Origin of the sequence: Mycobacterium sp. AMU20-3851, from assembly GCF_043974665.1 — a bacterium.
Taxonomy (GTDB): domain Bacteria; phylum Actinomycetota; class Actinomycetes; order Mycobacteriales; family Mycobacteriaceae; genus Mycobacterium.
Genome location: NZ_CP146371.1, coordinates 511,811 through 533,871 on the forward strand (window position 1 = coordinate 511,811; position 22,061 = coordinate 533,871).

Below are 22,061 nucleotides of genomic sequence, written 5' to 3' on the forward strand. Positions count from 1 at the left end.
CCAGAAAAGGAGCGAAAATGTCCAATCCGAGGTGGCTGTACCGCGTCGGAGCCTTGTCGTTTGCGGCGGCGGCGCTCACAGCCTGCTCGTCCGGCGGCGAGAGCACTGGCACGTCAGAGACGAGTGGATCCGGGCCGACGTCGGCACCGGCGGCGCCGAGTGCTCCCATCGCCGAACCACTGGTCGTCACCTACGACGGCGGGCTCTACGTCCTCGACGGCGAGACTATGGAGGTCGAGCAGGACATCCCGCTGGATGGCTTCCTGCGCGTGAACCCGGCCGGCGATCACGGCCATGTGCTCGTCACGACGACGGAGGGCTTCCGCATCCTGGACGCCGCGGGCGGTCAGCTGACCGACGACGTCTTCGGCGCGGTCGAGGCGGGCCACGTCACCCCGCACGGTGAGCACACCGTACTGTTCGCCGACGGCACGGGTGAGATCACCGCGTTCGACCCGCATGCGCTGGAGGCCGGCGGCTTGCCCGAGACCCAGAAGTTCAAGACGGCCGAGCCGCATCACGGCGTAGCGGTGATCCTGGCCGACGGTACCCGGCTGCAGACCATCGGGAACCCGGACACCCGCGTCGGCGCCGTCGCGTTCGACGGTGACCGCGAAATCGCGCGCAACGAGGAATGCCCGGGGGTGCACGGTGAGACCGTGGCGGCTGACGAGGTTGTCGTCCTCGGCTGCGAGAACGGTGCGCTGGAGTACGCGAACGGGATGTTCACCAAGATCGACAGCCCCACCCCGTACGGTCGGATCGGCACCACCAAGGGCCACGACGACTCTCCGGTTGTGCTCGCGGACATGAAGATCGATCCCGATGCCGAGCTCGAACGGCCCGAGCAGTTCGCGTTGATCGACACGACCACCGACCAGATGCGGATCGTCAAGCTGCCGCAGGGGGTGAGCTACACCTTCCGGTCGCTGGCCCGCGGTCCGCAGGCCGAGGCGCTCATTCTGGGCACCGACGGCAAGCTGCACGTCTTCGATCCGGTCACCGGTGAGCCGGTGAAGGCGATCGAGGTGACGGCGCCCTGGACCGAACCCGATGACTGGCAGGAGCCGCGTCCGGCAGTGTTCACCCGCGAGGAGGCGGTGTACGTGACCGATCCGGCGACCAAACAGATCCACCTGGTCGATCTGCAGACGGGCAACGTCGCCAACTCGGTGACGCTGGAGCAGACGCCCAACGAGATCAGCGGCGCGGTGGGCCACGACCACTGAGCCCTTGATGGAAGGGGCGCATACCTGAAAAGGTATGCGCCCCTTCGTTCTACTCCCCAACCGGCTGGATCGGACCGGTTTGCGCCGGCCTGAATGGCTGCTCAGTGTGAATGTTGTTGTGTCACACCCCAGGCCGGGAGCGGATCGGGGTAGCTCAACCAGGACTGCTCGCCCTCGGCGACCTCGTCATCGGTGAGTACCGCTGCGGACAACAGCCGAGACACCTTGGCGCGGTCGAGCTTGACGCCGATGAACACGATCTCCTGACCGGGCGTGATGTCCGTCGTCGACCAGTACTGGGCCGGTTCGATCACCAGGTTGGGGCCGGCCTGCGACCAGATGGCCGCGATGGTCGGCCGGGTGGCGATCCAGCAGAACCCCTTGCTGCGCAACACCCTGGTGGTCTGGGTCAGCGCATCGGCGAGCCGTTGCGGATGAAATGGCCGGTCGGAACGGAACGTCATCGAGCTGATGCCGTACTCCTCGGTCTCCGGGGTGTGTCCGTCGGCGATCTCCTCGTCCCAGCCCGGCGTCCGGGCTGCTGCCTGCGGGTCGTAGAGCCCGGTGCCCAGCACCTCACCGATCTCGACAACTCCACGGTCGGTCTTGATCAGTTTCGCGGTCGGGTTCAGCCGCCGTAGCAGGGTCTCCACCATGTTCAGTTGTGCGGGGCTCACCAGATCGATCTTGTTGAGCAGTAGCACATCGGCGAACTCCACCTGATCGGTCAACAGATCGGCGATACTGCGCGCGTCGCCTTCACCTGCCGACATGTCACGGTCGGCCAGCGCCTCGCCGCGGACGATCCCGGCCAGAAATGTCGACGCGTCGACCACTGTCACCAGGGTGTCCAGTTTCGCCAGCTTGCCGAGTTGGAACCCGTCCTCGAATTCCCATTCGAAGGTCGCCGCGACCGGCATGGGTTCGGAGATGCCGGTCGATTCGATCACCAGTTGGTCGAAACGGTTCTGCCGGGCGAGTGCACCGACGGCCTCGACCAGGTCCTCGCGCAGCGTGCAGCAGATGCAGCCGTTGGTCAGCTCGACCAGCTTCTCCTGGGTGCGGTCCAGGTGGCCCTGCCCGGCAATCAGGGCAGCGTCGATATTCACCTCACTCATGTCGTTGACGATCACCGCGACGCGACGCCCGTCGCGGTTGGCCAGGATGTGATTGAGCAGGGTGGTCTTTCCGGCGCCGAGGAAGCCGGACAGGACGGTGACGGGTAGCGGGGCTGCCATGTGACTCCTTATTGAAAATGATTATCAATAAATTATCCTGCGATTCGACGTCCGTAAATGCAAACGGTTATCGTTATCGGCGTGAACCACCCGCTGCCCCGCACGTTCGCCGCCGTTGCGCTGGCGCTACCGTTCGTCCTCGCCGCCTGCGGGTCAAATGACCGTGCCGACACCGCGGCGGGGGACTGCCCGACGACCCCAGTGGACGTGGTGGTCAGCGTCGACCAGTGGGGCGCCATCGTGTCCGCGCTGGGCGGGGCCTGCGCCGACGTGACCACCGTGCTGAGCGGCACCTCGGTGGACCCGCACGATTTCGAGCCGTCCCCGGCCGACGCGGCGGCGTTCACCGGCGCGCAGCTCGTGGTGATCAACGGCGGGCACTACGACGAGTGGGCCGCCCAGCTCGCGCAGAGCACCGCGCCGGACGCCGTCGTGGTGGACGCGGTGGCGCTGCTCGGCGGCGACCACGAGGGGCATGACCATGAAGGCCACGATCACGAGGGTCACGATCACGACAACCCCGATCACGAGGGAGACGATCACGGCACCAACCCGCATGCCTGGTACAACCCGGTCGCGGTGACCGACGTGGCCGACACCGTCACCGCGAAGCTCACCGAACTCGCCCCCGACGCCCGCGCATACTTCGACACCCGGCACACCGAATTCACCACGGCGCTGCAGCCCTACCGGGCGCTCATCGAGAAGATCGGGGCAGGTGCGACCGGTAAGACCTACGCCGCGACCGAGAGCCTGTTCGACGACATGGCCGCCGCCCTCGGGCTGGCCAACAGCACCCCCCAGGGCTACCAGGTGGCCTCCTCCAACCACGCCGACCCCTCGCCGGCCGACCTCGACGCGTTCCTGCGGCTGCTGTCGGATCGCGGCGTCGACGTGCTGATCTACAACACCCAGACCGAGGGATCGCTACCGCGACAGCTGCGTGCCGCCGCCGAACAGGCCGGCGTCCCGGTCGTGGATGTCACCGAAAGCCCTGCGCCGGATGCCCAGACGTTCGAGGCTTGGCAGGTGGCCCAACTCACCGCCCTCGCCGCGGCTCTCGGCATCGAGGCCTAGTGTCCGCCCCGGACCCCGAACCCGCACTGGTCTTCGACGACGTCAGCGTCGTCCGGGGCGGCCGCCTGATCTGGTCGGAAGGAAACTTCACAATCCCGTCCGGTGACATCGTCGCCGTGATCGGCTCCAACGGCTCCGGCAAGTCGACGTTGTTGCAGGTCGTCCTCGGCCTGCTGCCGGCGGCCTCCGGAACGGTGCGGGTGCTCGGCGGCCGGCCCGGGGCCAACAACGAGGCCATCGGCTACGTCCCCCAGGACTACGTGGCCGGCGCCGGGGAGGCGATCCGCGCCCGCGACGCGGTGATGCTGGGGCTGACCGGCCGTCGCTGGGGTCTGCGCCGCACCACCAGCGAGGAGAAGGCCCGGGTGAACCGGGCGCTGGCGGCCGTCGAGGCGCAGGAATTCGCCGACCGGCGGGTGTCCCAGCTCTCCGGCGGGCAGCGGCAACGCATCGCGCTGGCCAACGCCTTGGTGTCCCGGCCGCGCCTACTGATCCTGGACGAGCCGCTGGCAGCGCTGGATCTGCGCCATCAGAACGAGATCGTGGCACTGCTGGCCCGGCTCAAGGCCGAGTTCGACGTGACCATTCTCGTGGTCGCCCACGACCTGAACCCGCTGCTGTCGGTCCTCGACAGCGCGGTCTACCTACTCGACGGGCACGCCCACCACGCGGCGATCGACCAGGTCGTGGACACCGATCTGCTGACCCACTTGTACGGCACCACCGTCGCGGTGGCCAATACCCTGCAGGGACAGCTCTACATGAGGACCACCTAGATGCCCGGGGGCACCGCCCAGGTCTATCTCGCGCTCGGCTATCAGGAGAACTGGTGGCAGATCCTGACGTCCGGCTTCATGCGCAATGCACTGATCGGCGGCACGCTGGTGGCGCTGGCGGCAGGTCTGATCGGCTATTTCATCATCGTGCGGAACACCGCGTTCGCGGCGCACGCACTGGCCCACATCGGCATGCCCGGCGCGACCGGTGCGGCGCTGCTGGGCCTGCCGGTGGTGTTCGGGCTCGGAGTGTTCTGCATCGGCGGTGCGCTGGTGATCGGCGCCATGGGTAAACGCGCCGGTGACCGGGAGGTGACCACCGGGACGGTGCTCGCGCTCGCAACGGGTTTCGGGTTGTTCTTCAACTCGTTGGGTACCAAGAACTCCTCCACCCTGACCAACGTTCTGTTCGGCAATCTGCTGGCCATCACCCACGAACAGCTGCTCATCTTCGCCGTGCTGCTGGCGGTCATCGCAGTGACGGTCGTAATCGTCTATCGCCCACTGCTGTTCGCCTCGGTCAACGAGCAGGTCGCCGAGGCCAAGGGCGTGCCGGTGCGTGCCCTGTCGGTGGTCTTCATGGCGCTGCTTGGTCTGTCCATCACGATGGCGGTGCAGGCCGTGGGCACCCTGCTGTTGTTCGCCCTCGTGGTGACCCCCGCCGCGACGGCGATCATCCTGACTGCGCAACCGCTGGCGGCCATGGCGATCTCGACGCTCGTCAGCCTGGTCTCGGTATGGGCCGGACTGGTGGTGTCGGCGCTGTTCAACATGCCGCCGAGCTTCGTCATCGTCACCATCGCGTGCGTGATCTGGCTGGTGGTGTGGTCGGGTGGCCGAATCAGGGGCACCGTCCGCTAACCTCCTTGGGCATGCCCAGAAGTCCGGCGCCTCGACGACGCGCGACGCTGGCCTCGCTGGCTGCCCACCTCAACGTCTCGCGCACCACCATCTCCAATGCCTACAACCGGCCCGACCAGTTGTCGGCCGACTTGCGGGAACGGGTGCTGGCCGCGGCGAAGGAATTGGGCTACCCCGGCCCCGACCCGGTGGCCCGGTCGCTGCGCACCCGCAGGGCAGGCGCGGTCGGGTTGATGATCACCGAGCCGCTCAACTATGCGTTCAGTGATCCGGCGGCTCTGGATTTTGTTGCCGGGCTTGCTGAATCGTGCGAAGAGGCCGGCCAGGGACTGCTGCTGGTGGCGGCCGGGCCCAACCGCTCCGTCGACGACGGGTCGGCGGCGGTGCTCTCGGCCGGTGTCGATGGGTTCGTCGTCTACTCGGCCTCCGACGACGATCCCTACCTGCCGGTGCTGGTGCAACGGCAACTGCCGATCGTCGTCGTCGACCAGCCCAAGGATGTGCCGGGCGCCTCGCGGGTCAGCATCGACGATCGCGCGGCCATGCGTGAGCTGGCCGAATACATTGTGGGACTTGGTCATCGTGAAATCGGATTGCTGACCATGCGGTTGGGCCGGGAGTGGCCGCACGAGAGCACCAAACCGATGGTCGCCGACCCGCAGCGGCTGAACTCACCGCATTTCCACGTGCAACGCGAACGTGTGCACGGCGTCTACGACGCGATGAGCGCCGCCGGGCTGGATCCGGCGTCGGTGACCGTCGTGGAGAGCTACGAACATCTACCGCAGTCCGGCGGCGCGGCCGCCGAGGTGGCCCTGGCCGCGAATCCGCGGATCACCGCGTTGATGTGCACCGCCGACGTGCTGGCGCTCTCAGCGATGGACTACCTACGCGCCCACGGCATCTTCGTTCCCGGGCAGCTGACGGTCACCGGGTTCGACGGGGTGCCCGAGGCGTTGGCGCGGGGGCTGACAACGGTGACCCAACCGAGCGTCGAGAAGGGCCGCCGCGCCGGGGATCTGCTGCACAATCCGCCGCGTTCGGGTCTGCCGGTGGTCGAGGTGCTGGCCACCGAGGTGGTCCGCGGGCGCACCTCCGGCCCGCCCGCCTGAGCTAGGGCGACCGGCGGGCCAGGATCACATCATCGTGGGTGTGCTGGCCGTCCAGGCCGGCGGGCACATCGCGAAGCCGATGCCGGTCGACGGTCACGTCCCAGTCGGCACCCAGCAGACCGAGCACATCGTCGTGCAGGAGATAGATCGCCGGGTCGAACCCGTGCGATCTGGCCAGCTCGACATCGATATCGGCGTGGTGGACCACCAGCAGCAGTCCGCCCGGTGCGACGGCGGCCAACAGTGCCCGTTCGGCGTCCCGCCCCGGCGAGTGCAGTAGTGCCGGGTAGTGCGCGGTGACCAGGTCGAAGCCACCGGCGGGCATCGCCAGATCCTCCAGGCGCGTCCGGATCCAAGTCACCTCGGTGGAGGCTTCCGCCGCTCGGTCGAGTGCCACCTGGGACACGTCGATGGCGGTCACGTCCCAGCCCTGGCTTGCCAGCCACACCGCATCAGCGCCGGTACCGCATCCGATGTCGAGTGCCCGGCCCGGCGGCCGCCCCCCGATCTCGTCGACCACCGTCGCGTTGGGCCGGTAGTCGGGCAGTCGATCCACGATCGCGGTGTAGCGCTCATCCCATTCGGCGAAAAGCGCCTCGGTGTGCGGAGTTTCGGTCATGCCTCCAGACTGTGCGGGCCGCGGCCCAAAGCGCAAACGATGTTGCCGATCAGGCAATCGAGCGGGCGTCGGCCAGGTACTGCAGCACCTCGGCGACGTCCCCGGGGGAGTCGACCCGGTAGCCGGCCAGGCTCTCGCCCGGCCCGACCTTGACCCCGACGTCGCCGGTGCGCAGCCGGGCGAAGGCCTTCTCGTCGGTGACGTCGTCACCCAGGAACAGCACCGCCGTCGCCCGGCACCGGTCCCGCAGGATGTCGACGGCCTCGCCCTTGTCGGTGACGATGACCGCGAACTCCAGTACCGCCTTGCCCGCGGTGGCGTGGGCATCCCAGGACCGGGCGGCGGTGCGGGCCAACTCCAGCGCCGCGGCACCGTCGGACTCCGAGGCGTTGCGCACGTGCAGGGCCACGCTGGCCGGTTTGGTCTCGACCGTCACCCCGGGCCGGTCGGCCGCGATCTCGCGCAGGGTGTCGGTGATGGTCTGCAGCAGTGCGGTGTCGATGTCGTGCGCGAAACCCGGCACGTTCCCCGAGTCGCTGCGCTCGGGCCCGCCGGTGTCGAACTCGGCGCCGTGGCTGCCGACCGCCTGCACCGCCGCCGACGCGCCGGACAGTTCACGCAGGACGGCCAGCGCCCGTCCGGAGATCAGCGCGGCGGTGGTCTCCGGCAGGGATGCCAGCGTCTCGAGCGCCGCGGCGGCCTCCGGCAGGGCCCGGGCATCAGCGGGATTGTTCACGATCGGCGCCATGGTGCCGTCGAAATCCGACGTGACCAGCAGCCGCGGTGTCGCGGCGAGTTCGGCGAGGGCGCGCTGCAGACCGGGCTCGAGCACGCTCACACCTTAGGTTGTTCGCCGTCTCCGATGAGCAGCCGGACCGCCAGATCGAGTCGTTTGGCCACGTCGGTGGCCGAGGCGCGCCTGGTCAGCCAGGCCAGCAGGTTGGACAGCCACACATCGGAGATGACGCGGGCGATGTGGTACTGGTCCTCGGTGGGTTCGCCGTCGCTCATCGCGCGGGCGAACATCGAGTCCATCAGCTTGCCGACATGGTCGACCTCACCGGCGGCGGAGGCGTCGGCGAAGACGAACGCTCGCGTCATGGCCTCGGTGAGCAGCGGGTTGCGCTGCATCGACCGGTTCAGCTTGCCGACCATCATGTTCAGCCGCTGGTAGGGGGTCCCGCCGGCGAGCGTGGCCCGGTCCATCTTGGCGTCGATGCGTTCGAACTCGCGCCCCAGCGCGGAGACGAGCAGGTGCACCTTGGACGGGAAGTAGCGGTACAGGGTGCCGACCGCCACGTCGGCGCGCTCGGCGACGGCCCGCATCTGGACGGCCTCGTAACCGCCCTTGGATGCGATGGCCAGCGTGGCGTCCAGGATGCGCTTGCGGCGTTCCCGCTGCGCTTCGGAGCCGAGTTCGGATTCGGAGAGTACGGCCACGGCCATCACCTGACGGGGTGAGTCAGAACCCGATCCGGGTTGTGCGGGCGATGACATGGGCGGACAGCTCCTTCGTGATGCGCGTTTCGAGGGAAACGATACGCATGTCGACCGCTGATCACTCATTTCCCCGCTGCGGATCACACGGCGCGTATGGCCATGACCGAGGTCGACTTGACGTTCCGACGCTGGCACTATTAGAACACGTTCTAGTGGGAAGCGCCGCCTTCTCACCCAACGGCGAGGAGCAGTCGGTGTCGGCGACCATCACAGATGAACAGTCCGCAGCCAGGGAAATGGTCCGGAGCTGGGCAGCAAGCTCCGGATCGATCGCCGGGGTGCGCAACGTCGAGCTGGGTGACCCCGACGCCTGGCGGGCCCCCTACGGCGGTTTCGCGCAACTAGGGATATTCGGCGTGGCGGTCGCCGAGGAGTTCGGCGGAGCCGGCAGCACCGTCGCCGATCTGTGCAGCATGCTCGACGAGGCCGCCGCGGCCCTGGTGCCGGGCCCGGTCGCGACCACCGCGCTGGCGACGCTCCTGCTGACCGGTGACGACGCCGACCTGTTGGAAGCTCTGGTGGCCGGCGAACGCACCGCGGGCGCCGCGCTGCGCGCCGAACTTAGCGTCGACGGCGACCGGGTTTCCGGCGTGGTCGAGCAGGTCCTGGGCGCCGACCCGGCCGGGGTGCTGCTGTTGCCGGCCGGCGAGCAGGTGCTGCTGGTCGATGCCGCCGCCGGCGGGGTAGGGGTGGAGTTGCTGTCGGCCACCGATTTCTCGGTGCCACTGGCCCGGGTGACGCTGGAGTCGGCGCCCGCCCGGGTGCTGCCGGTATCGCGGCAGCGGTTCGAGGATGTGGCCGCGACGGTGCTCGCGGCCGAGGCGGCCGGGCTGGCTCGCTGGGCTCTCGACGTCGCGACCGAGTACGCCAAGGTGCGCGAGCAGTTCGGCAAGCCGATCGGCAGTTTCCAGGCCATCAAGCACATGTGCGCCGAGATGCTGCTGCGCTCCGAACAGGTGTCGGTGTCGGCCGCCGACGCCGCGCGCGCGGCGGGTGAGGATGCCGACGACCAGCTGTCGGTGGCGGCCGCGGTTGCCGTGGCCGCCGGGATCGATGCGGCACAGGCCAATACCAAGGACTGCATCCAGGTGCTGGGCGGCATCGGTATCACCTGGGAACACGATGCGCACCTGTATCTGCGCCGGGCATACGGCATCTCGCACTTTCTCGGTGGGCGCCGGCGCTGGCTGCGCCGGGTGGCCGAGCTGACCCAGCAGGGGGTGCGCCGGGACCTGCACATCGATCTGGAGTCGGTGGCCGATCTGCGTCCCGAGATCAGCGCCGCCGTCGCCGCGGTGGCCGCGCGGCCCGCGCAGGACCGCCAGGTCGCGCTGGCCGAGGCCGGGTTGCAGGCGCCGCACTGGCCGAAGCCGCACGGCCGCAACGCATCCCCGGCCGAGCAGCTGCTCATAGACCAGGAACTCGCCGCTGCCGGGGTGGAGCGCCCGGATCTGGTGATCGGATGGTGGGCGGTACCCACCATCCTGGAACACGGCAGCCCCGAGCAGATCGACCAGTTCGTGCCCGCCACCCTGCGTGGTGACCTCAAGTGGTGCCAGCTGTTCTCCGAGCCCGGTGCCGGCTCCGACCTTGCGGCGTTGCGCACCAAGGCCGTCCGCGCCGAGGTGGACGGCAAGCCGGGCTGGAAACTGACCGGGCAGAAGGTGTGGACGTCGTCGGCAAAGCAGGCGCACTGGGGCGTGTGCCTGGCGCGAACGGATCAAAGCGCTCCAAAACACAAGGGCATCACCTACTTCCTGATCGACATGCGTTCACCCGGTATCGACATCCGCCCGCTGCGCGAGATCACCGGTGACGAACTGTTCAACGAGGTCTTCTTCGACGACGTCTTCGTGCCCGACGAGATGGTGGTGGGCACCGTCAACGACGGCTGGCGGCTGGCCCGCACGACGTTGACCAACGAGCGCGTCGCGATGGCGGGCGGTACCGCGCTCGGCAACCCGATGGAGGAACTGCTCGCTGCGGTGCAGCGCAACGGCATCGACCCGGCCGATCAGGACCGGCTCGGCGGGCTGATCCTGACCGCGCAGGTCGGCTCGCTGTTGGACCAGCGCATCGCGCAACTCGCCGTCGACGGCCAGGACACCGGCGCGCAGGCCAGCGCCCGCAAGCTGATCGGGGTGCGCTACCGCCAGGGACTGGCGGAATTCCAGATGGAACTGTCCGAGGGCGGCGGTGCGGTGGCCAACCAGGCCGTGCACACGTTCCTCAACACGCGTTGCCTGACCATCGCCGGCGGCACCGAGCAGATCCTGCTGACCGTGGCGGGGGAGCGGCTGCTGGGCCTGCCGCGCTAGCCGGCGGTCAGCCGAACGTGGTCTGCGCGCACGCGGACGGGGTGGTCAGATTCACCCCGCCGAACACCGCCTGGATGTTCGAGCAGACGATGAAGCCGGACTCCAGGTTCGGCCGCCCGGAGGCCCAGTCGGTCTGCACGGAGTCGCCGTCGACGGCGAAGCGCGGCAGCGGGCCACCACCGAAATAGGTGACCGACAGCTGGTAGTCCGACAGCGACTGGTAGCCCTTGGACAGCACATTGTCGTGGTTGGCGCCCTTGAGTTCTCGCGGCATTCCGGCCGGGGCGCTGAACCAGGCTTCCTGCCACACCGACCGGTTGGTGCTGCGCAGGGTGATGGTCTGCCGGGCCCAGGTGTCCTGCGGCAGACCGATCGGGCCGTTCGGGGTGAGCAGGTTCGCCTGGGTCTTGAAGAAGCACCGGCCCTCGGGACCGGCGCAGTCGGCGGTGACGTGCATCTCCAGGATGCCCTGCGGGGTGGGTATCGATGTCGTCGCGGTGTTCACCCCGGCGGATGCCGTCGGAGCGGTGAGCGCGGCGGCACCGGCGGCGACCGCCAGCGCCCCGAGAATCCTCTTCACGGCCGAAATCCCTCCGGTTGTCTGCTCGTGCACGGTAGCCCGCGCCTCATTCGTCGTACGTGACTTCGACCGAATCGGATTTAGGCAGCGCCTGGCACGCCAGGATCAGGCCCTCCTCCAGATCGGACGGTTCGAGCACATCGTTGATCTCCATGTCCACGGCGCCGTTGCGCATCAGCACCGCGCACGCCCCGCAGTGACCCTCGCGGCAGGAGAACGGGGCGTCCAGTCCCTTGTTCAGCAGGACGTCGAGCAGCTTGGCCTTGCGTGGCCAGTCGATTTCGTGGGTGGTGCCGTCCAGTTCGACGACGGCCCGCGCCGGGCCCGCGTCATCGTCGTCGTCGGCCTCGATCACCACCGCGGCGAACGGGTCGGACTCCAACGATTTGAACACCTCGATGTGGATTTTCTCCGGGGCGGCGTCCACCGCCTTCATGGCCGCCTCCGCCGCGGTCATGAACGGGCCGGGCCCGCAGATGAAGGTGTCATGCGCGGCGAACGGCCGCACCAGGGCGGCCAGCGCCGCGCTGCTGGGCAGTCCCTGCACCGTCTCCAGCCAGTGGATCACGGTCAACCGGTCCGGGTACTTGGCGGCCAGGTCCCGCAGTGTGGTGGCGAAGATGACCGAGTTCTCGTCGCGGTTGGCGTAGACCAGCACCACCTTGCCGCTGCCCTCGGTGAGTGCGGATTTGCAGATGGCCATCATCGGCGTGATCCCGCTACCTGCGGCAAGCAGCAGGAAATCGGTGTCCAGCGTCTTGGGCACGAAGGTGCCCGACGGCGCCAGCACGTGCATCCGCATCCCGGCATGGGCGTTGTCGCACAACCAGTTCGATGCGTACCCCTCGGCTGTGCGCTTGACGGTGACGGTCAGCTGATCATCGGTCGTCGGCGAACTGGACAGCGAGTAGCAGCGCGCGACGGACCCGGTGCGCTCACTGGGCACCCGCAGGGTGAGGAACTGTCCCGGCGCGTAGCGCAGCCGGTCGGCTCCGATGGAGCTGTCCTCTGGTACCCCGAACACCAGCGAGCGGGAGTCGGAGGTCTCCTCGACGACATCGGTCACCAGCAGTTCCAGGACATGGCTGCCGAGCGGCTCATCGGTCCCGCCGTTTCGCGGCTCATCAGACACTGTCGGACCCTTCCTTGGTTCAATAACTAGAACATGTTACAAAACTGAACATGTGCAGGTCCAGCCGTTGATTCAGCACGCTACTCGACACAAATCGTAACGTGTTCTAATCTCTGTCTAGTGCTTGATCTCGATCCGGGAGGCAATTCAGTGACGTCCATTGAACAGCGTGACGTGCAGGCGGTCCTCGCCGGCGTCGATGATCTGTTGCCGAAGCTACGGGAACGCGCCCAGGAGGCCGAGGATCGGCGCCAGGTGTCCTACGAAACGGTCAACGAACTCGACGAGATCGGCTTCTTCAAGCTGCTCCAGCCCGAGCAGTGGGGCGGCCTGCAAGCCGACCCGACCGTCTTCTACGAGGCGGTGCGGCGACTGGCCAGCGCCTGCGGTTCCACCGGCTGGATCAGCTCGATCATCGGGGTGCACAACTGGCACCTCGCGCTGTTCGATCAGCAGGCCCAGGACGAGGTGTGGGGCGAGGACCCGACCGTCCGGGTGTCCTCCTCCTACGCCCCGATGGGTGCCGGCACCGTGGTCGACGGCGGCTATCTGGTCAGCGGCGCCTGGCAGTGGTCCTCCGGCAGCGAGCACGCCACCTGGGCGTTCCTCGGCGGGCCGGTGATCAAGGACGGCCGCCCGGTCGACTTCGGCAGCTTCCTGATCCCCCGCACCGAGTACACCATCGACGACGTGTGGCATGTGGTCGGTCTGCGTGGCACCGGCAGCAACACCATCGTGGTCAAGGACGTGTTCGTGCCCTCGCACCGCTTCCTGTCCTACAAGGCGATGAACGACGGCACCGCGGGCGGGTACGAGAACAACACCGCTGCGGTATACAAGATGCCTTGGGGCACCATGCATCCCACCACCATCTCCACGCCGATCGTGGGTATGGCCTACGGCGCCTACGCCGCCCACGTCGAGCATCAGGGCAAGCGGGTCCGGGCGGCCTTCGCCGGCGAGAAGTCCAAGGACGATCCATTCGCCAAGGTGCGGATCGCCGAGGCCGCCAGCGATATCGACGCCGCCTGGCGTCAGCTGATCGGCAACGTCGGCGACGAGTACGCGCTGCTGCAGGCAGGCAAGGAGATCCCGTTCGAACTCCGCGCCAGGGCCCGTCGCGACCAGGTGCGTGCCACCGCGCGGGCCATCGCCTCGATCGATCTGCTGTTCGAGTCGGCCGGTGCCACCGCGCTGGTCAACACCGCACCGCTGCAACGGTTCTGGCGTGATGCGCATGCCGGCCGGGTGCACGCCGCCAACGAGCCCGAGCGGGCCTACCTGATCTTCGGCAACAACGAGTTCGGTCTGCCGCCCGCGGACACGATGGTCTGATGACTGCCGTTCAGGACATCACGTTCGAATCCACCTCGCGGTACGCCGACGTGCAGGCCGGCGAGCTGGCCATGCGGTTGCACTACCACGAGGCCGGCGATCCGGCCGGGCAGACCATCGTGCTGCTGCACGGCGGCGGCCCGGGTGCGTCCAGCTGGTCGAACTTCGGGCGCAACGTCGCGGTGCTGGCGGAGAAGTTCCACGTGCTCGCCATCGATCAGCCCGGTTATGGGTTGTCGGACAAGCACACCGAACACGAGCAGTACAACCGGTACAGCGCCAAGGCCGTCCTCGGTCTGCTGGATCACCTCGGCATCACCGGCCGGGTCCCGCTGCTGGGGAACTCGCTCGGCGGGGGCACCGCGGTCCGGTTCGCGCTGGACTACCCGGACCGGGCCGGCAAGCTGGTGCTGATGGGCCCCGGCGGGCTGAGCGTGAACCTGTTCGCGCCGGACCCCACCGAGGGCGTCAAGGCACTGGCCAAGTTCAACTACGAGCCGACCCGGGAGAACCTCGAGGCCTTCATCCGGATCATGGTCTTCGACCAGAAGCTGGTCACCCCGGAGCTGGTCGACGAGCGCTTCGCCATCGCCAGCACCCCGGAATCGCTGGCCGCCACCCGCGCGATGGGTAAGTCCTTCGCGGGCGCGGACTTCGAGCTGGGGATGATGTGGCGTGAGGTGTACAAGCTGCGCCAGCCGGTGCTGCTGATCTGGGGCCGGGAGGACCGGGTGAACCCGCTCGACGGTGCGCTGGTCGCGGTGAAGCAGATTCCGCGTGTCCAGTTGCACGTTTTCGGGCAGTGTGGACACTGGGCCCAGGTCGAGAAGTTCGACGAATTCAACAAGCTGACCATCGATTTCCTGAGTTAGGGACGCAGCCATGAGCATCAAGGCATTGGGATACATGCGCATCGAGGCGACCGATGTGGCGGCATGGCGCGAGTTCGGGCTCAAGGTGCTCGGTATGGCCGAGGGCGACGGCGCCACCCCCGGTGCGCTCTACCTGCGGATGGACGAGATGGCGGCCCGCCTGGTGATCGTCCCGGGTGAGCAGGACCGGCTGCTCGTCTCCGGCTGGGAGGTCGCCGACGCGCCCGCGCTGCAGGCGCTGCGCGAGACCCTGTCCAAGGCCGGTGTCGATTACGTCGAGGGCACCCGCGAGGACAAGTCCGAACGCCGCGTCGAAGGACTGATCCGCTTCAACGACCCGGCCGGCAACGTGCTGGAGGCCTTCCACGGTGCCCAGTACCTCGGCCGCCGGTTCGTCAGCCCGTACGGCCACAAGTTCGTCACCGCCGAACAGGGTCTCGGGCACGTGGTGCTCACCTGTGACGACGACGCCGCCGCGCAGGCGTTCTACCAGGATGTGCTGGGATTCCGGCTGCGTGACTCGATGAGCCTGCCGCCGCAGCTGGCCGGCCGGCCCGCCGACGGTGACCCGATCTGGCTGCGGTTCTACGGCTGCAACCCGCGCCACCACGCGCTGGCGTTCATGCCGATGCCGAATCCGACGGGCATCGTGCACCTGATGGTCGAGGTGGAGAACTCCGACGACGTCGGCCTGTGCCTGGACCGCGCGCTGCGCCGCAACGTGAAGATGTCGGCCACCCTCGGACGGCACACCAACGACAAGATGTTGTCCTTCTACATGAAGACCCCGGGCGGGTTCGACGTCGAATTCGGTTGTGAGGGACTCGAAGTCGAGGACCAGAACTGGGTGGCCCGGGAGAGTACCGCGGTGTCGCTGTGGGGCCACGACTTCAGCGTGGGCTTCAAGTAGCCGCGCGGGAGGAGATCGGAGTGAGTGCCCCGCAGATCGACCCGCGGACATTCCGGAATGTGCTGGGGCAGTTCTGCACCGGCGTCACCGTGATCACCACCGTGCACGAGGAGACGCCGATCGGCTTCGCCTGCCAGTCCTTCGCCGCGCTGTCGCTGGATCCGCCCCTGGTGCTGTTCTGCCCCACCAAGGTGTCGCGGGCCTGGCAGGCCATCGAGGCCAGCGGGAAGTTCTGCGTCAACATGCTGCACGAGAACCAGCAGCATGTCTCGGCGCAGTTCGGGTCCAAGGCGCCGGACAAGTTCGCCGGAATCGACTGGACCCCTTCCGGACTGGGGTCGCCGGTGATCGACGGCAGCCTGGCCCACATCGACTGCACGGTGCACTCCGTCGTCGACGGCGGCGATCACTTCGTGGTGTTCGGCGCGGTCCGGTCGATGTCCGAACCGCAGGCCATCAAGCCCCGCCCGCTGCTGTTCTACCGCGGCGAGTACACCGGTATCGAGCCGGACAAGAACACCCCGGCCCGGTGGCGCGACGATCTGGAGGCCTTCCTCACCGCGACGACCCCGGACACCTGGCTCTGAGTTACGGCAGCACCACGGGCGGCGGCGGGACGGCCGGATCGGCCGGCGGTTGGTCCACCGTCAGATCGATGTCGTGCTCGAGTTCCGGTGCGATGGGCATGAACTGGCACAGGAACGTGATCGCCAGCTCGCACGGATTGTCCGCCGGGTCGGCGTGCACGGGGCCGGCCATGGCGAGTGCAGCCGCTACCGCGGCCAGCGCCGCCAACGCTGTTCTGGTGGGCATTCCGATGGACAACTGACAGACCTCTCTTCTAATCGCCGGTGCGCTGGAGTCTGACGTCCAGTTCCACCTGGGCGGGACAGTCACCGACGTAGTCCTGGAAGGAGGTTCCGGTGAGCAGCGTGATGGGATCCTGGGGTCCCTGCGGCAGCGGCAGGTCGTCGCGGGAGGACTGGCGTACCTTGCCGACACCGTCGGTGCACTGCGCGTCCCCCTCCGGGAAGGATGCGGTGAAACGTCCGTCGCCGTACTGCATCACGTAGAGATTGTTGCTGTCGACGGTCGACATCAGCGTCACACACCGTTCCCCGGTCCGCAGGCAGTGCGTGGTGGCCCGGTAGTCGTGCGGGGGGAACACCTCGCCGGTGGCCGGATAGGTCTGCGTATAGGTGTAGACACCGCGCAGCGCCGCGCCGGGGGAGGGGCGCAACGCCGGTTCCTGCGCCGGATCCGGCGCCTCGGTGCCGGTCCCACTCCCACTGGTGGGCGACAGGTTGATGGCCCGCTTGTTGGCGCACAGCGCCGGGGTGGTCGCCCAGGTGTATTCCCCGGCCAGTGATCCGTCCAGGCGGGGCCGCAGCGAGATGACCGTCCAGCCGGTGGCGTCGACTTCGACGTCACCGACCTTGCACTTGTCCGGCGCCTCACGCACGGCGAGCCAGTCACCGCCGATGTAGTCGAACACCATGGTCAATGCCGGCGGGCCGGACGGATCCTGGGGGTTGACCACCGCCACGGTCGCCAGACATTCACTGCCGCGGCACTCCGAGCGCGCGACCCAGGTCTCGGTGCGGGCGGTACCCGCGACGGGCTTACCGTCCGGCGTCGCGGTGGGCCCGACGTCGACCTTGAAGCTGCCGTCCAGCGCCGGTCCCGACTTCGCCTCGTCGGCCGCCTCTTTGGCCGAGCCGGCGGTGAACAGGCAGGCCGCGAACCCGCCGAGGATCACGGCGATCAGCGCCACGGCGGCCAGCAGTTTGACCAGAGTGCGCTTCGTGTTCTTATTCAGCCCGAGTGCCATCGCGGTAAGAATGCCATCCCAGGGTCGTCCCGATGAAGTCAATCACCGACGCAGCGACCTCGCGGTGCACGGATTCGTTGAGGACGTCGTGGAGGGCGCCGGGGAATTCGGCGATCTGCAGGGTGGCGATCTGCTCGGAGTAGGCCCGCACCGGACCGACGGGCGCGATCGGATCGCTGACGCCGTGCACCGCCAGCGTTGGCACCGCCAATGTCGGGAGTTCGGAGCCGAACCGGTCCCAGGCGGCATCCAGCGCCCGCGCCAGGGGAGCGCTGTCCGCCTGTGTGAAGCCCAGCGGATCGTTCTCCAGAGCGTCCAGATAGAACGGGTCGGTCGACAGCCAGGACGGATCGAGATCCAGGGAGGTATCGGCGTCCAGCAGATCGGCGATCGGCGCCAGCGGCGCCCCGGAGATGACCCCGGCGCGATACCTTTTCGGCTGTTCGACGAGCCGCAGCAGCGTCACCACCGATCCGAACGAATGCCCGGCGGCGATCAGCGGAAGGCCCGGGCGTTCCCGTTCGACGGTCACGGTCAGCGCCTCGGCCAGCGCCGAACTGTCGGCCAACGTGCCGAAGTCACCGCGGGTACCGGGCGTGAGGCCGTGTCCGAGTTGATCCACGGCCCACAGGTCGATGCCGGCCGCGTTCAGTGCGAAGCCGTACCGGTGGTAGAGGCCGGTGTGTTCGCCGAATCCGTGGAGGAACACCACGGCTGCGCGCGGGTCGGGGGCCGGCCAGTGCCGGTAGTACGCCCGGGCGGGGTCGGTCTGCAGGAAGGGCATGGCCCCACGATATTCAGCTGCGCTCTCCGAGTAGAGCTTTCCGCTCAGCGGACATCCGAGCACCGATCGCCTCGACGATGGCCGCCACCTCGGGCCGGCGCAGTGTCTCGGCGCGCGCGACCAGCCAGTAGGTCAGCTGCACGGTGACCTGCTCGGGCAGTACCCGGACCAGGTCGGGGTGCTGATCGGCCAGGAAGCAGGGCAACAGGCCCAGGCCGGCGGCCGCCCGGGTCGCCTCGACGTGGACGAAGACGTTGGTCGAGGAGACCGACTGCCGCATCCCCGGCGCGAAACTGGTGGCCAGGTCCAGTTCGTCGACCTGCAGCATCGATTCGATGAAGTAGACCAGCCGATGGGCGCTCAGAGCGTCGATGTCGGAGGGGGTGCCGTGTCTGGCCAGATAGTCCCACGATCCGTACAACCCCAGGCAGTAGTCCCCCAGCGGGATGGCCTGTGCGCGTTGCACCGACGGCTCGCCGACCACGATCTCAAGGTCGACGCTGGAGCGCTGCTGACTGGCCCGCTGCGTGGTCGCGACGATCTCCACCACCACCCCGGGGTGGTCGACCTGCACCCGGGCGGCCGCGGGCGCGGCGATATGGGCGCTGAACCCGTCGGTGGCCGAGATCCGCACGACACCGTGCAAAGACCGCGGCTGGCCGGGTACGCCGACCAGGGACCGCACCGCCGCGTCGACGGCTTCCGCCGCGGCCAGTACCTCACGACCCCGGTCGGTCAGTTCCCAGACCGCGCCGACACGGGTCAGTACCCGCGCGCCGATGGCCTGCTCGAGAGCGGCGATGCGACGGGAGATGGTGGTGTGGTTGACGCCGAGGGTCTCGGCGGCGTGGACGTAGCGGCCGGTGCGCCCGACCGCGAGCAGGATCAGCAGATCATCGGCGCTCGGCAGACCCATATCTGCATTTTTGCAGACTCGGGTTGCAGATCTCGCCATTGTTTCGATCTTGACCTGCATGAATACTCACCCCTATGTGTGCTGCCGATCACAGTCCCAACCAGTCGACCACCGGGCTGAAGCGTGTCGTCGCCGCGTCCATGGCCGGCACGGTCGTGGAGTGGTACGAGTTCTTCCTGTACGGCACCGCGGCCACGCTGGTGTTCAGCAAGGTTTTCTTCGCCCAGACGGGCAGTGAACTCGACGCGATCCTGGCGGCGTTCGTCACCTACGCCGTCGGCTTCATCGCCCGCCCGCTCGGCGGCATCGTATTCGGCCACTTCGGGGACAAGCACGGCCGCAAGAAGCTGCTGCAGTTCTCACTGCTGCTGGTCGGTGCGGCGACGTTCGCGATGGGCTGTCTGCCCACCTACGACCAGATCGGTTACTGGGCGCCCGCGCTGTTGGTGGCGCTGCGCTTCATCCAGGGCTTCGCGGTCGGTGGCGAGTGGGGCGGTGCGGTGCTGCTGGTCGCCGAGCACAGCCCCAACCGCAGCCGCGGTTTCTGGGCCAGCTGGCCCCAGGCCGGCGTGCCCGCGGGCAACCTGCTCGCCACCATCGTGCTGCTCGCGCTGACCACCACGCTGTCGGATGCTTCCTTCCTGTCCTGGGGCTGGCGCGTCGCGTTCTGGCTGTCGGCGGTGGTGGTGCTGGTCGGCTACTACATCCGCACCAAGGTGACCGACGCCCCGATCTTCCTCGAGGCGCAGCAGGAGGCCGAGGCCATCAAGGAGAGTTCGTACAGCGGGGTCGAGGTCCTCAAGCGTTATCCCCGCGGCGTTTTCACGGCCATGGGGATGCGCTTCGGTGAGAACATCATGTACTACCTGGTGGTCACCTTCTCGATCACGTATCTGAAGGTGCAAGTCGGGGCCGATACCAGCGACATCCTCTGGTACCTGCTGGTCGCGCACGCCGTGCACTTCCTCGCCATTCCGCTCTTCGGTCGACTCTCCGACGGCTTCGGGCGGCGTCCGGTGTACATCGCCGGGGCCCTGCTCGGCGCATCCTGGGGGTTCTTCGCCTTCCCGATGATGAACAGCGGCAACTACGTCGTGGTCACCGCCTCGGTCACCATCGGCCTGGTCATCCACGCCATGATGTACGCGCCGCAGCCCGCGATCATGTCGGAGATGTTTCCCACCCGGATGCGCTATTCCGGTGTCTCCCTTGGTTATCAGGTGACCTCGATCGTCGCCGGATCGCTGGCGCCGATCATCGCGGTGAAGCTGCTCGACGACTACAACTCGTCGGTGCCGATCGCGGTCTACCTGGGCATCGCCTGCGGTGTCTCGCTGCTGGGGGCGGTGATCAGTCGCGAGACCGTGGGCATCGACCTCAAGACCCTCGATGACGCCGACGCCCGCGACGTCGCGAAGATCTCCCGCGAGCCATCGGGCGCATGAGCGGGCTCGCCGGAAGGACGGCACTGGTCACCGGTGGCGCCAGTGGCATCGGGGCCGCCTGTGCGCGCGAACTCGCCACGGCCGGCGCGCATGTCACCGTCGCGGACCGCGACGAAGCCGGTGCGACCGCACTCGCCGAGGAGATCGGCGGGACCGCATGGGCAGTCGACCTGCTCGATGTGGTCGCGCTGCAGGAATTGGTGCTGCACACCGACATCCTGGTGAACAACGCCGGGATACAGCGCGTCGCACCGATCACCGATTTCGCGCCGGAGGCGTTCCGCGCGATGCTGACGCTGATGACCGAGGTCCCGTTCCTGCTCATCCGCGCGGCCTTGCCGCACATGTACGCCGAGGGCTTCGGCCGGATCATCAACCTGTCGTCGGTGCACGGGCTGCGGGCCTCGGAGTTCAAGGTCGCCTACGTCACCGCCAAACATGCCCTGGAGGGGCTCTCCAAGGTGACCGCGCTGGAAGGCGGGCCGCACGGGGTGACCAGCAACTGCGTGAACCCGGGGTACGTGCGAACTCCGTTGGTGGACAAGCAGATCGCCGATCAGGCACATACTCACGGCATCGACGAACAGCAGGTCGTCGAGGAGGTCCTGTTGAAGGAGAGCGCCATCAAGGCCTTGGTGGAGCCCGCCGAGGTGGCCTCCCTGGTGGGCTGGCTGGCCTCGCCGGCGGCGCGCATGGTCACGGGGGCCTCGTACACGATGGACGGGGGTTGGAGCGCCCGGTGATCTACCGGTCGCCGCGGCGCAGACGCCTGGTCAGTTCGTGAGCCGCGCGCAGCAGTGTCTCGCCGAGGTGCGCCGTGCGTTCACCGGCCATCCGCGCCTGGACGCCGGTCAGGCTCAGTGCCCACTGCGGCTGGCCGAGCGCGTCGAACACCGCCGCGCCGATGCCCCAGCTGCCCTCGACGAGCAGTCCGGGATTCACCGAATAACCGTCGATCCGGGTGCGGTGCAGCCGTTCCTCGATTGCGGTTCGCGAATGTGCTTGGCCCCATTCCTTTTCCAGAGCGTTGCGCTGCAGGTATTCCGCAGTTTCGGAGTCCGGCAGGTGCGCGAGGATCACCAGTCCGGCCGAGGCGATCCCGAGCGGGAACCGGCTGCCCGGGTAGAGCACATGGGACCGCAACGGGAAGCTGCCCTCCACGGCGGACACACACACCGTTTCCCAACCGCGACGGGCGGACAGGAAGGCGCTTTCCCCGGTGTCGTCGGCGAGCCCGCGCAGGAGGTCGTCGGCGACCGGTGCCGCGTCGTACCGACTGGTGGACACCGACCCGAGCAGATAGATCTCCGGTCCGAGGAACCACAACCCGGTCGCGGGGTCGCGGTCTATCAGGCCCTGCTCGGCAAGCGCGGTGAGCATGCGGTGGGCGGTGGCCCGGGGGATGTCGGTGCTGCGGGAGATCGCGGTGGTCGTCGCCCCGCCGCGTTCGCGGCCCACCGCACGCAGAATGGCGGCCACCCGGGTGATCACCGGGGTGCCTGCTGCGATCTCGGCCATGCCCCGAC

The 22,061-nt window shown here is 68.1% G+C and carries 23 protein-coding genes; 12 read left to right on the plus strand and 11 right to left on the minus strand.

All coding sequences use genetic code 11. The features are described 5' to 3' along the window. The first annotated feature begins 17 nt into the window (after positions 1-17). Positions 18-1,229 carry a zinc metallochaperone AztD gene (gene aztD, locus V4U86_RS02550; protein WP_395309729.1) on the plus strand — a complete coding sequence of 404 codons (1,212 nt, stop codon included), beginning with the start codon at positions 18-20 and terminating at the stop codon, positions 1,227-1,229. Between the two features lie 101 nt (positions 1,230-1,330). On the opposite strand, the gene V4U86_RS02555 is transcribed toward aztD, so the two are convergent. Further along, complete coding sequence (locus V4U86_RS02555) at positions 1,331-2,467, minus strand: GTP-binding protein (RefSeq protein ID WP_395309730.1); 1,137 nt, start codon at positions 2,465-2,467, stop codon at positions 1,331-1,333. A 57-nt stretch (positions 2,468-2,524) separates the two neighbouring features. Here V4U86_RS02555 and V4U86_RS02560 point away from each other — a divergent pair, with 57 nt between their 5' ends. From V4U86_RS02560 to V4U86_RS02575, 4 genes are read left to right on the plus strand one after another with little or no spacing between them, the layout of a single operon-like run. After that, on the plus strand, positions 2,525-3,544 hold the full coding sequence (locus V4U86_RS02560; protein WP_395309731.1) for a metal ABC transporter solute-binding protein, Zn/Mn family: 1,020 nt from the start codon (positions 2,525-2,527) through the stop codon (positions 3,542-3,544). Then, a complete protein-coding gene (locus tag V4U86_RS02565) occupies positions 3,544-4,320 on the plus strand; it encodes a metal ABC transporter ATP-binding protein (protein WP_395309732.1) in 777 nt (258 codons plus the stop codon). Before V4U86_RS02560 ends, V4U86_RS02565 begins: the two co-directional genes overlap by 1 nt. Further along, complete coding sequence (locus tag V4U86_RS02570; RefSeq protein WP_395309733.1) at positions 4,321-5,181, plus strand: metal ABC transporter permease; 861 nt, start codon at positions 4,321-4,323, stop codon at positions 5,179-5,181. Positions 5,182-5,192: 11 nt separating this feature from the next. Further along, positions 5,193-6,293, plus strand: coding sequence for a LacI family DNA-binding transcriptional regulator (locus V4U86_RS02575; RefSeq protein WP_395309734.1), 1,101 nt, complete (start codon positions 5,193-5,195; stop codon positions 6,291-6,293). Position 6,294: 1 nt separating this feature from the next. Here V4U86_RS02575 and V4U86_RS02580 read toward each other — a convergent pair whose 3' ends face one another. The 3 genes from V4U86_RS02580 to kstR are packed head-to-tail and all read right to left on the minus strand — an operon-like array spanning position 6,295 to position 8,352. Beyond that, positions 6,295-6,912 carry a class I SAM-dependent methyltransferase gene (locus V4U86_RS02580; RefSeq protein WP_395309735.1) on the minus strand — a complete coding sequence of 206 codons (618 nt, stop codon included), beginning with the start codon at positions 6,910-6,912 and terminating at the stop codon, positions 6,295-6,297. Between the two features lie 49 nt (positions 6,913-6,961). Next, entirely contained in the window at positions 6,962-7,750 is a 789-nt protein-coding gene (gene otsB / locus V4U86_RS02585) for a trehalose-phosphatase (RefSeq protein WP_395309736.1), read from the minus strand. Continuing rightward, complete coding sequence (gene kstR / locus V4U86_RS02590) at positions 7,747-8,352, minus strand: cholesterol catabolism transcriptional regulator KstR (RefSeq protein ID WP_395309737.1); 606 nt, start codon at positions 8,350-8,352, stop codon at positions 7,747-7,749. The genes otsB and kstR overlap by 4 nt, the downstream gene beginning before the upstream one ends. A gap of 254 nt (positions 8,353-8,606) precedes the next feature. Here kstR and V4U86_RS02595 point away from each other — a divergent pair, with 254 nt between their 5' ends. Next, complete coding sequence (locus V4U86_RS02595; protein WP_395311894.1) at positions 8,607-10,730, plus strand: acyl-CoA dehydrogenase family protein; 2,124 nt, start codon at positions 8,607-8,609, stop codon at positions 10,728-10,730. A 7-nt stretch (positions 10,731-10,737) separates the two neighbouring features. On the opposite strand, the gene V4U86_RS02600 is transcribed toward V4U86_RS02595, so the two are convergent. Next, positions 10,738-11,310 (minus strand): hypothetical protein, encoded by a 573-nt coding sequence (locus V4U86_RS02600; protein WP_395309738.1) that lies wholly within the window; start codon positions 11,308-11,310, stop codon positions 10,738-10,740. A gap of 46 nt (positions 11,311-11,356) precedes the next feature. Next, positions 11,357-12,442, minus strand: a complete 1,086-nt coding sequence (locus V4U86_RS02605) for a 2Fe-2S iron-sulfur cluster-binding protein (RefSeq protein ID WP_395309739.1) — start codon at positions 12,440-12,442, stop codon at positions 11,357-11,359. 150 nt (positions 12,443-12,592) lie between these two features. Here V4U86_RS02605 and hsaA point away from each other — a divergent pair, with 150 nt between their 5' ends. From hsaA to hsaB, 4 genes are read left to right on the plus strand one after another with little or no spacing between them, the layout of a single operon-like run. Beyond that, positions 12,593-13,777 carry a 3-hydroxy-9,10-secoandrosta-1,3,5(10)-triene-9,17-dione monooxygenase oxygenase subunit gene (hsaA, locus tag V4U86_RS02610; protein WP_395309740.1) on the plus strand — a complete coding sequence of 395 codons (1,185 nt, stop codon included), beginning with the start codon at positions 12,593-12,595 and terminating at the stop codon, positions 13,775-13,777. Further along, positions 13,777-14,649 (plus strand): 4,5:9,10-diseco-3-hydroxy-5,9,17-trioxoandrosta-1(10),2-diene-4-oate hydrolase, encoded by an 873-nt coding sequence (gene hsaD / locus V4U86_RS02615; protein WP_395309741.1) that lies wholly within the window; start codon positions 13,777-13,779, stop codon positions 14,647-14,649. Before hsaA ends, hsaD begins: the two co-directional genes overlap by 1 nt. 10 nt (positions 14,650-14,659) lie before the next feature. Beyond that, the gene (hsaC, locus tag V4U86_RS02620) at positions 14,660-15,559 is read left to right on the plus strand and encodes an iron-dependent extradiol dioxygenase HsaC (protein ID WP_395309742.1); all 900 of its coding nucleotides are present in this window, start codon (positions 14,660-14,662) and stop codon (positions 15,557-15,559) included. Between the two features lie 20 nt (positions 15,560-15,579). Continuing rightward, positions 15,580-16,146, plus strand: a complete 567-nt coding sequence (hsaB, locus tag V4U86_RS02625; RefSeq protein ID WP_395309743.1) for a 3-hydroxy-9,10-secoandrosta-1,3,5(10)-triene-9,17-dione monooxygenase reductase subunit — start codon at positions 15,580-15,582, stop codon at positions 16,144-16,146. A 1-nt stretch (position 16,147) separates the two neighbouring features. Here hsaB and V4U86_RS02630 read toward each other — a convergent pair whose 3' ends face one another. Genes V4U86_RS02630 through V4U86_RS02645 form a run of 4 tightly spaced genes read right to left on the minus strand, consistent with a single transcriptional unit; the run spans position 16,148 to position 19,129 of the window. Further along, positions 16,148-16,372: a fibronectin-binding protein gene (locus V4U86_RS02630; protein ID WP_395309744.1), complete on the minus strand. Its 225-nt coding sequence runs from the start codon at positions 16,370-16,372 to the stop codon at positions 16,148-16,150. Positions 16,373-16,400: 28 nt separating this feature from the next. Continuing rightward, positions 16,401-17,390: a hypothetical protein gene (locus V4U86_RS02635; RefSeq protein WP_395309745.1), complete on the minus strand. Its 990-nt coding sequence runs from the start codon at positions 17,388-17,390 to the stop codon at positions 16,401-16,403. Continuing rightward, the gene (locus V4U86_RS02640) at positions 17,371-18,174 is read right to left on the minus strand and encodes an alpha/beta fold hydrolase (protein WP_395309746.1); all 804 of its coding nucleotides are present in this window, start codon (positions 18,172-18,174) and stop codon (positions 17,371-17,373) included. Before V4U86_RS02640 ends, V4U86_RS02635 begins: the two co-directional genes overlap by 20 nt. A gap of 13 nt (positions 18,175-18,187) precedes the next feature. Further along, positions 18,188-19,129, minus strand: a complete 942-nt coding sequence (locus tag V4U86_RS02645) for a LysR family transcriptional regulator (protein ID WP_395309747.1) — start codon at positions 19,127-19,129, stop codon at positions 18,188-18,190. A gap of 35 nt (positions 19,130-19,164) precedes the next feature. On the opposite strand from V4U86_RS02645, the gene V4U86_RS02650 reads away from it, so the two are divergent. Together V4U86_RS02650 and V4U86_RS02655 are read left to right on the plus strand one after the other, a co-directional pair. Further along, positions 19,165-20,535 (plus strand): MFS transporter, encoded by a 1,371-nt coding sequence (locus V4U86_RS02650; protein ID WP_395309748.1) that lies wholly within the window; start codon positions 19,165-19,167, stop codon positions 20,533-20,535. Then, positions 20,532-21,278, plus strand: coding sequence for a 3-hydroxybutyrate dehydrogenase (locus V4U86_RS02655; RefSeq protein ID WP_395309749.1), 747 nt, complete (start codon positions 20,532-20,534; stop codon positions 21,276-21,278). The genes V4U86_RS02650 and V4U86_RS02655 overlap by 4 nt, the downstream gene beginning before the upstream one ends. A gap of 1 nt (position 21,279) precedes the next feature. Here V4U86_RS02655 and V4U86_RS02660 read toward each other — a convergent pair whose 3' ends face one another. Then, positions 21,280-22,053 (minus strand): IclR family transcriptional regulator, encoded by a 774-nt coding sequence (locus V4U86_RS02660; protein ID WP_395309750.1) that lies wholly within the window; start codon positions 22,051-22,053, stop codon positions 21,280-21,282. Between the last annotated feature and the right edge of the window lie 8 nt (positions 22,054-22,061).

Bases quoted from the DNA above. Each gene is read 5' to 3' on its own strand.
- V4U86_RS02555 (WP_395309730.1), bottom strand. From the start codon at position 2,467: ATGGCAGCCCCGCTACCCGTCACCGTCCTGTCCGGCTTCCTCGGCGCC.
- hsaD (WP_395309741.1), top strand. From the start codon at position 13,777: ATGACTGCCGTTCAGGACATCACGTTCGAATCCACCTCGCGGTACGCC.
- V4U86_RS02575 (WP_395309734.1), top strand. From the start codon at position 5,193: ATGCCCAGAAGTCCGGCGCCTCGACGACGCGCGACGCTGGCCTCGCTG.
- V4U86_RS02560 (WP_395309731.1), top strand. From the start codon at position 2,525: ATGCAAACGGTTATCGTTATCGGCGTGAACCACCCGCTGCCCCGCACG.
- V4U86_RS02635 (WP_395309745.1), bottom strand. From the start codon at position 17,390: ATGGCACTCGGGCTGAATAAGAACACGAAGCGCACTCTGGTCAAACTG.
- V4U86_RS02650 (WP_395309748.1), top strand. From the start codon at position 19,165: ATGTGTGCTGCCGATCACAGTCCCAACCAGTCGACCACCGGGCTGAAG.
- V4U86_RS02630 (WP_395309744.1), bottom strand. From the start codon at position 16,372: ATGCCCACCAGAACAGCGTTGGCGGCGCTGGCCGCGGTAGCGGCTGCA.
- V4U86_RS02570 (WP_395309733.1), top strand. From the start codon at position 4,321: ATGCCCGGGGGCACCGCCCAGGTCTATCTCGCGCTCGGCTATCAGGAG.
- V4U86_RS02580 (WP_395309735.1), bottom strand. From the start codon at position 6,912: ATGACCGAAACTCCGCACACCGAGGCGCTTTTCGCCGAATGGGATGAG.
- hsaC (WP_395309742.1), top strand. From the start codon at position 14,660: ATGAGCATCAAGGCATTGGGATACATGCGCATCGAGGCGACCGATGTG.
- V4U86_RS02655 (WP_395309749.1), top strand. From the start codon at position 20,532: ATGAGCGGGCTCGCCGGAAGGACGGCACTGGTCACCGGTGGCGCCAGT.
- V4U86_RS02645 (WP_395309747.1), bottom strand. From the start codon at position 19,129: ATGGCGAGATCTGCAACCCGAGTCTGCAAAAATGCAGATATGGGTCTG.
- aztD (WP_395309729.1), top strand. From the start codon at position 18: ATGTCCAATCCGAGGTGGCTGTACCGCGTCGGAGCCTTGTCGTTTGCG.
- V4U86_RS02640 (WP_395309746.1), bottom strand. From the start codon at position 18,174: ATGCCCTTCCTGCAGACCGACCCCGCCCGGGCGTACTACCGGCACTGG.
- V4U86_RS02660 (WP_395309750.1), bottom strand. From the start codon at position 22,053: ATGGCCGAGATCGCAGCAGGCACCCCGGTGATCACCCGGGTGGCCGCC.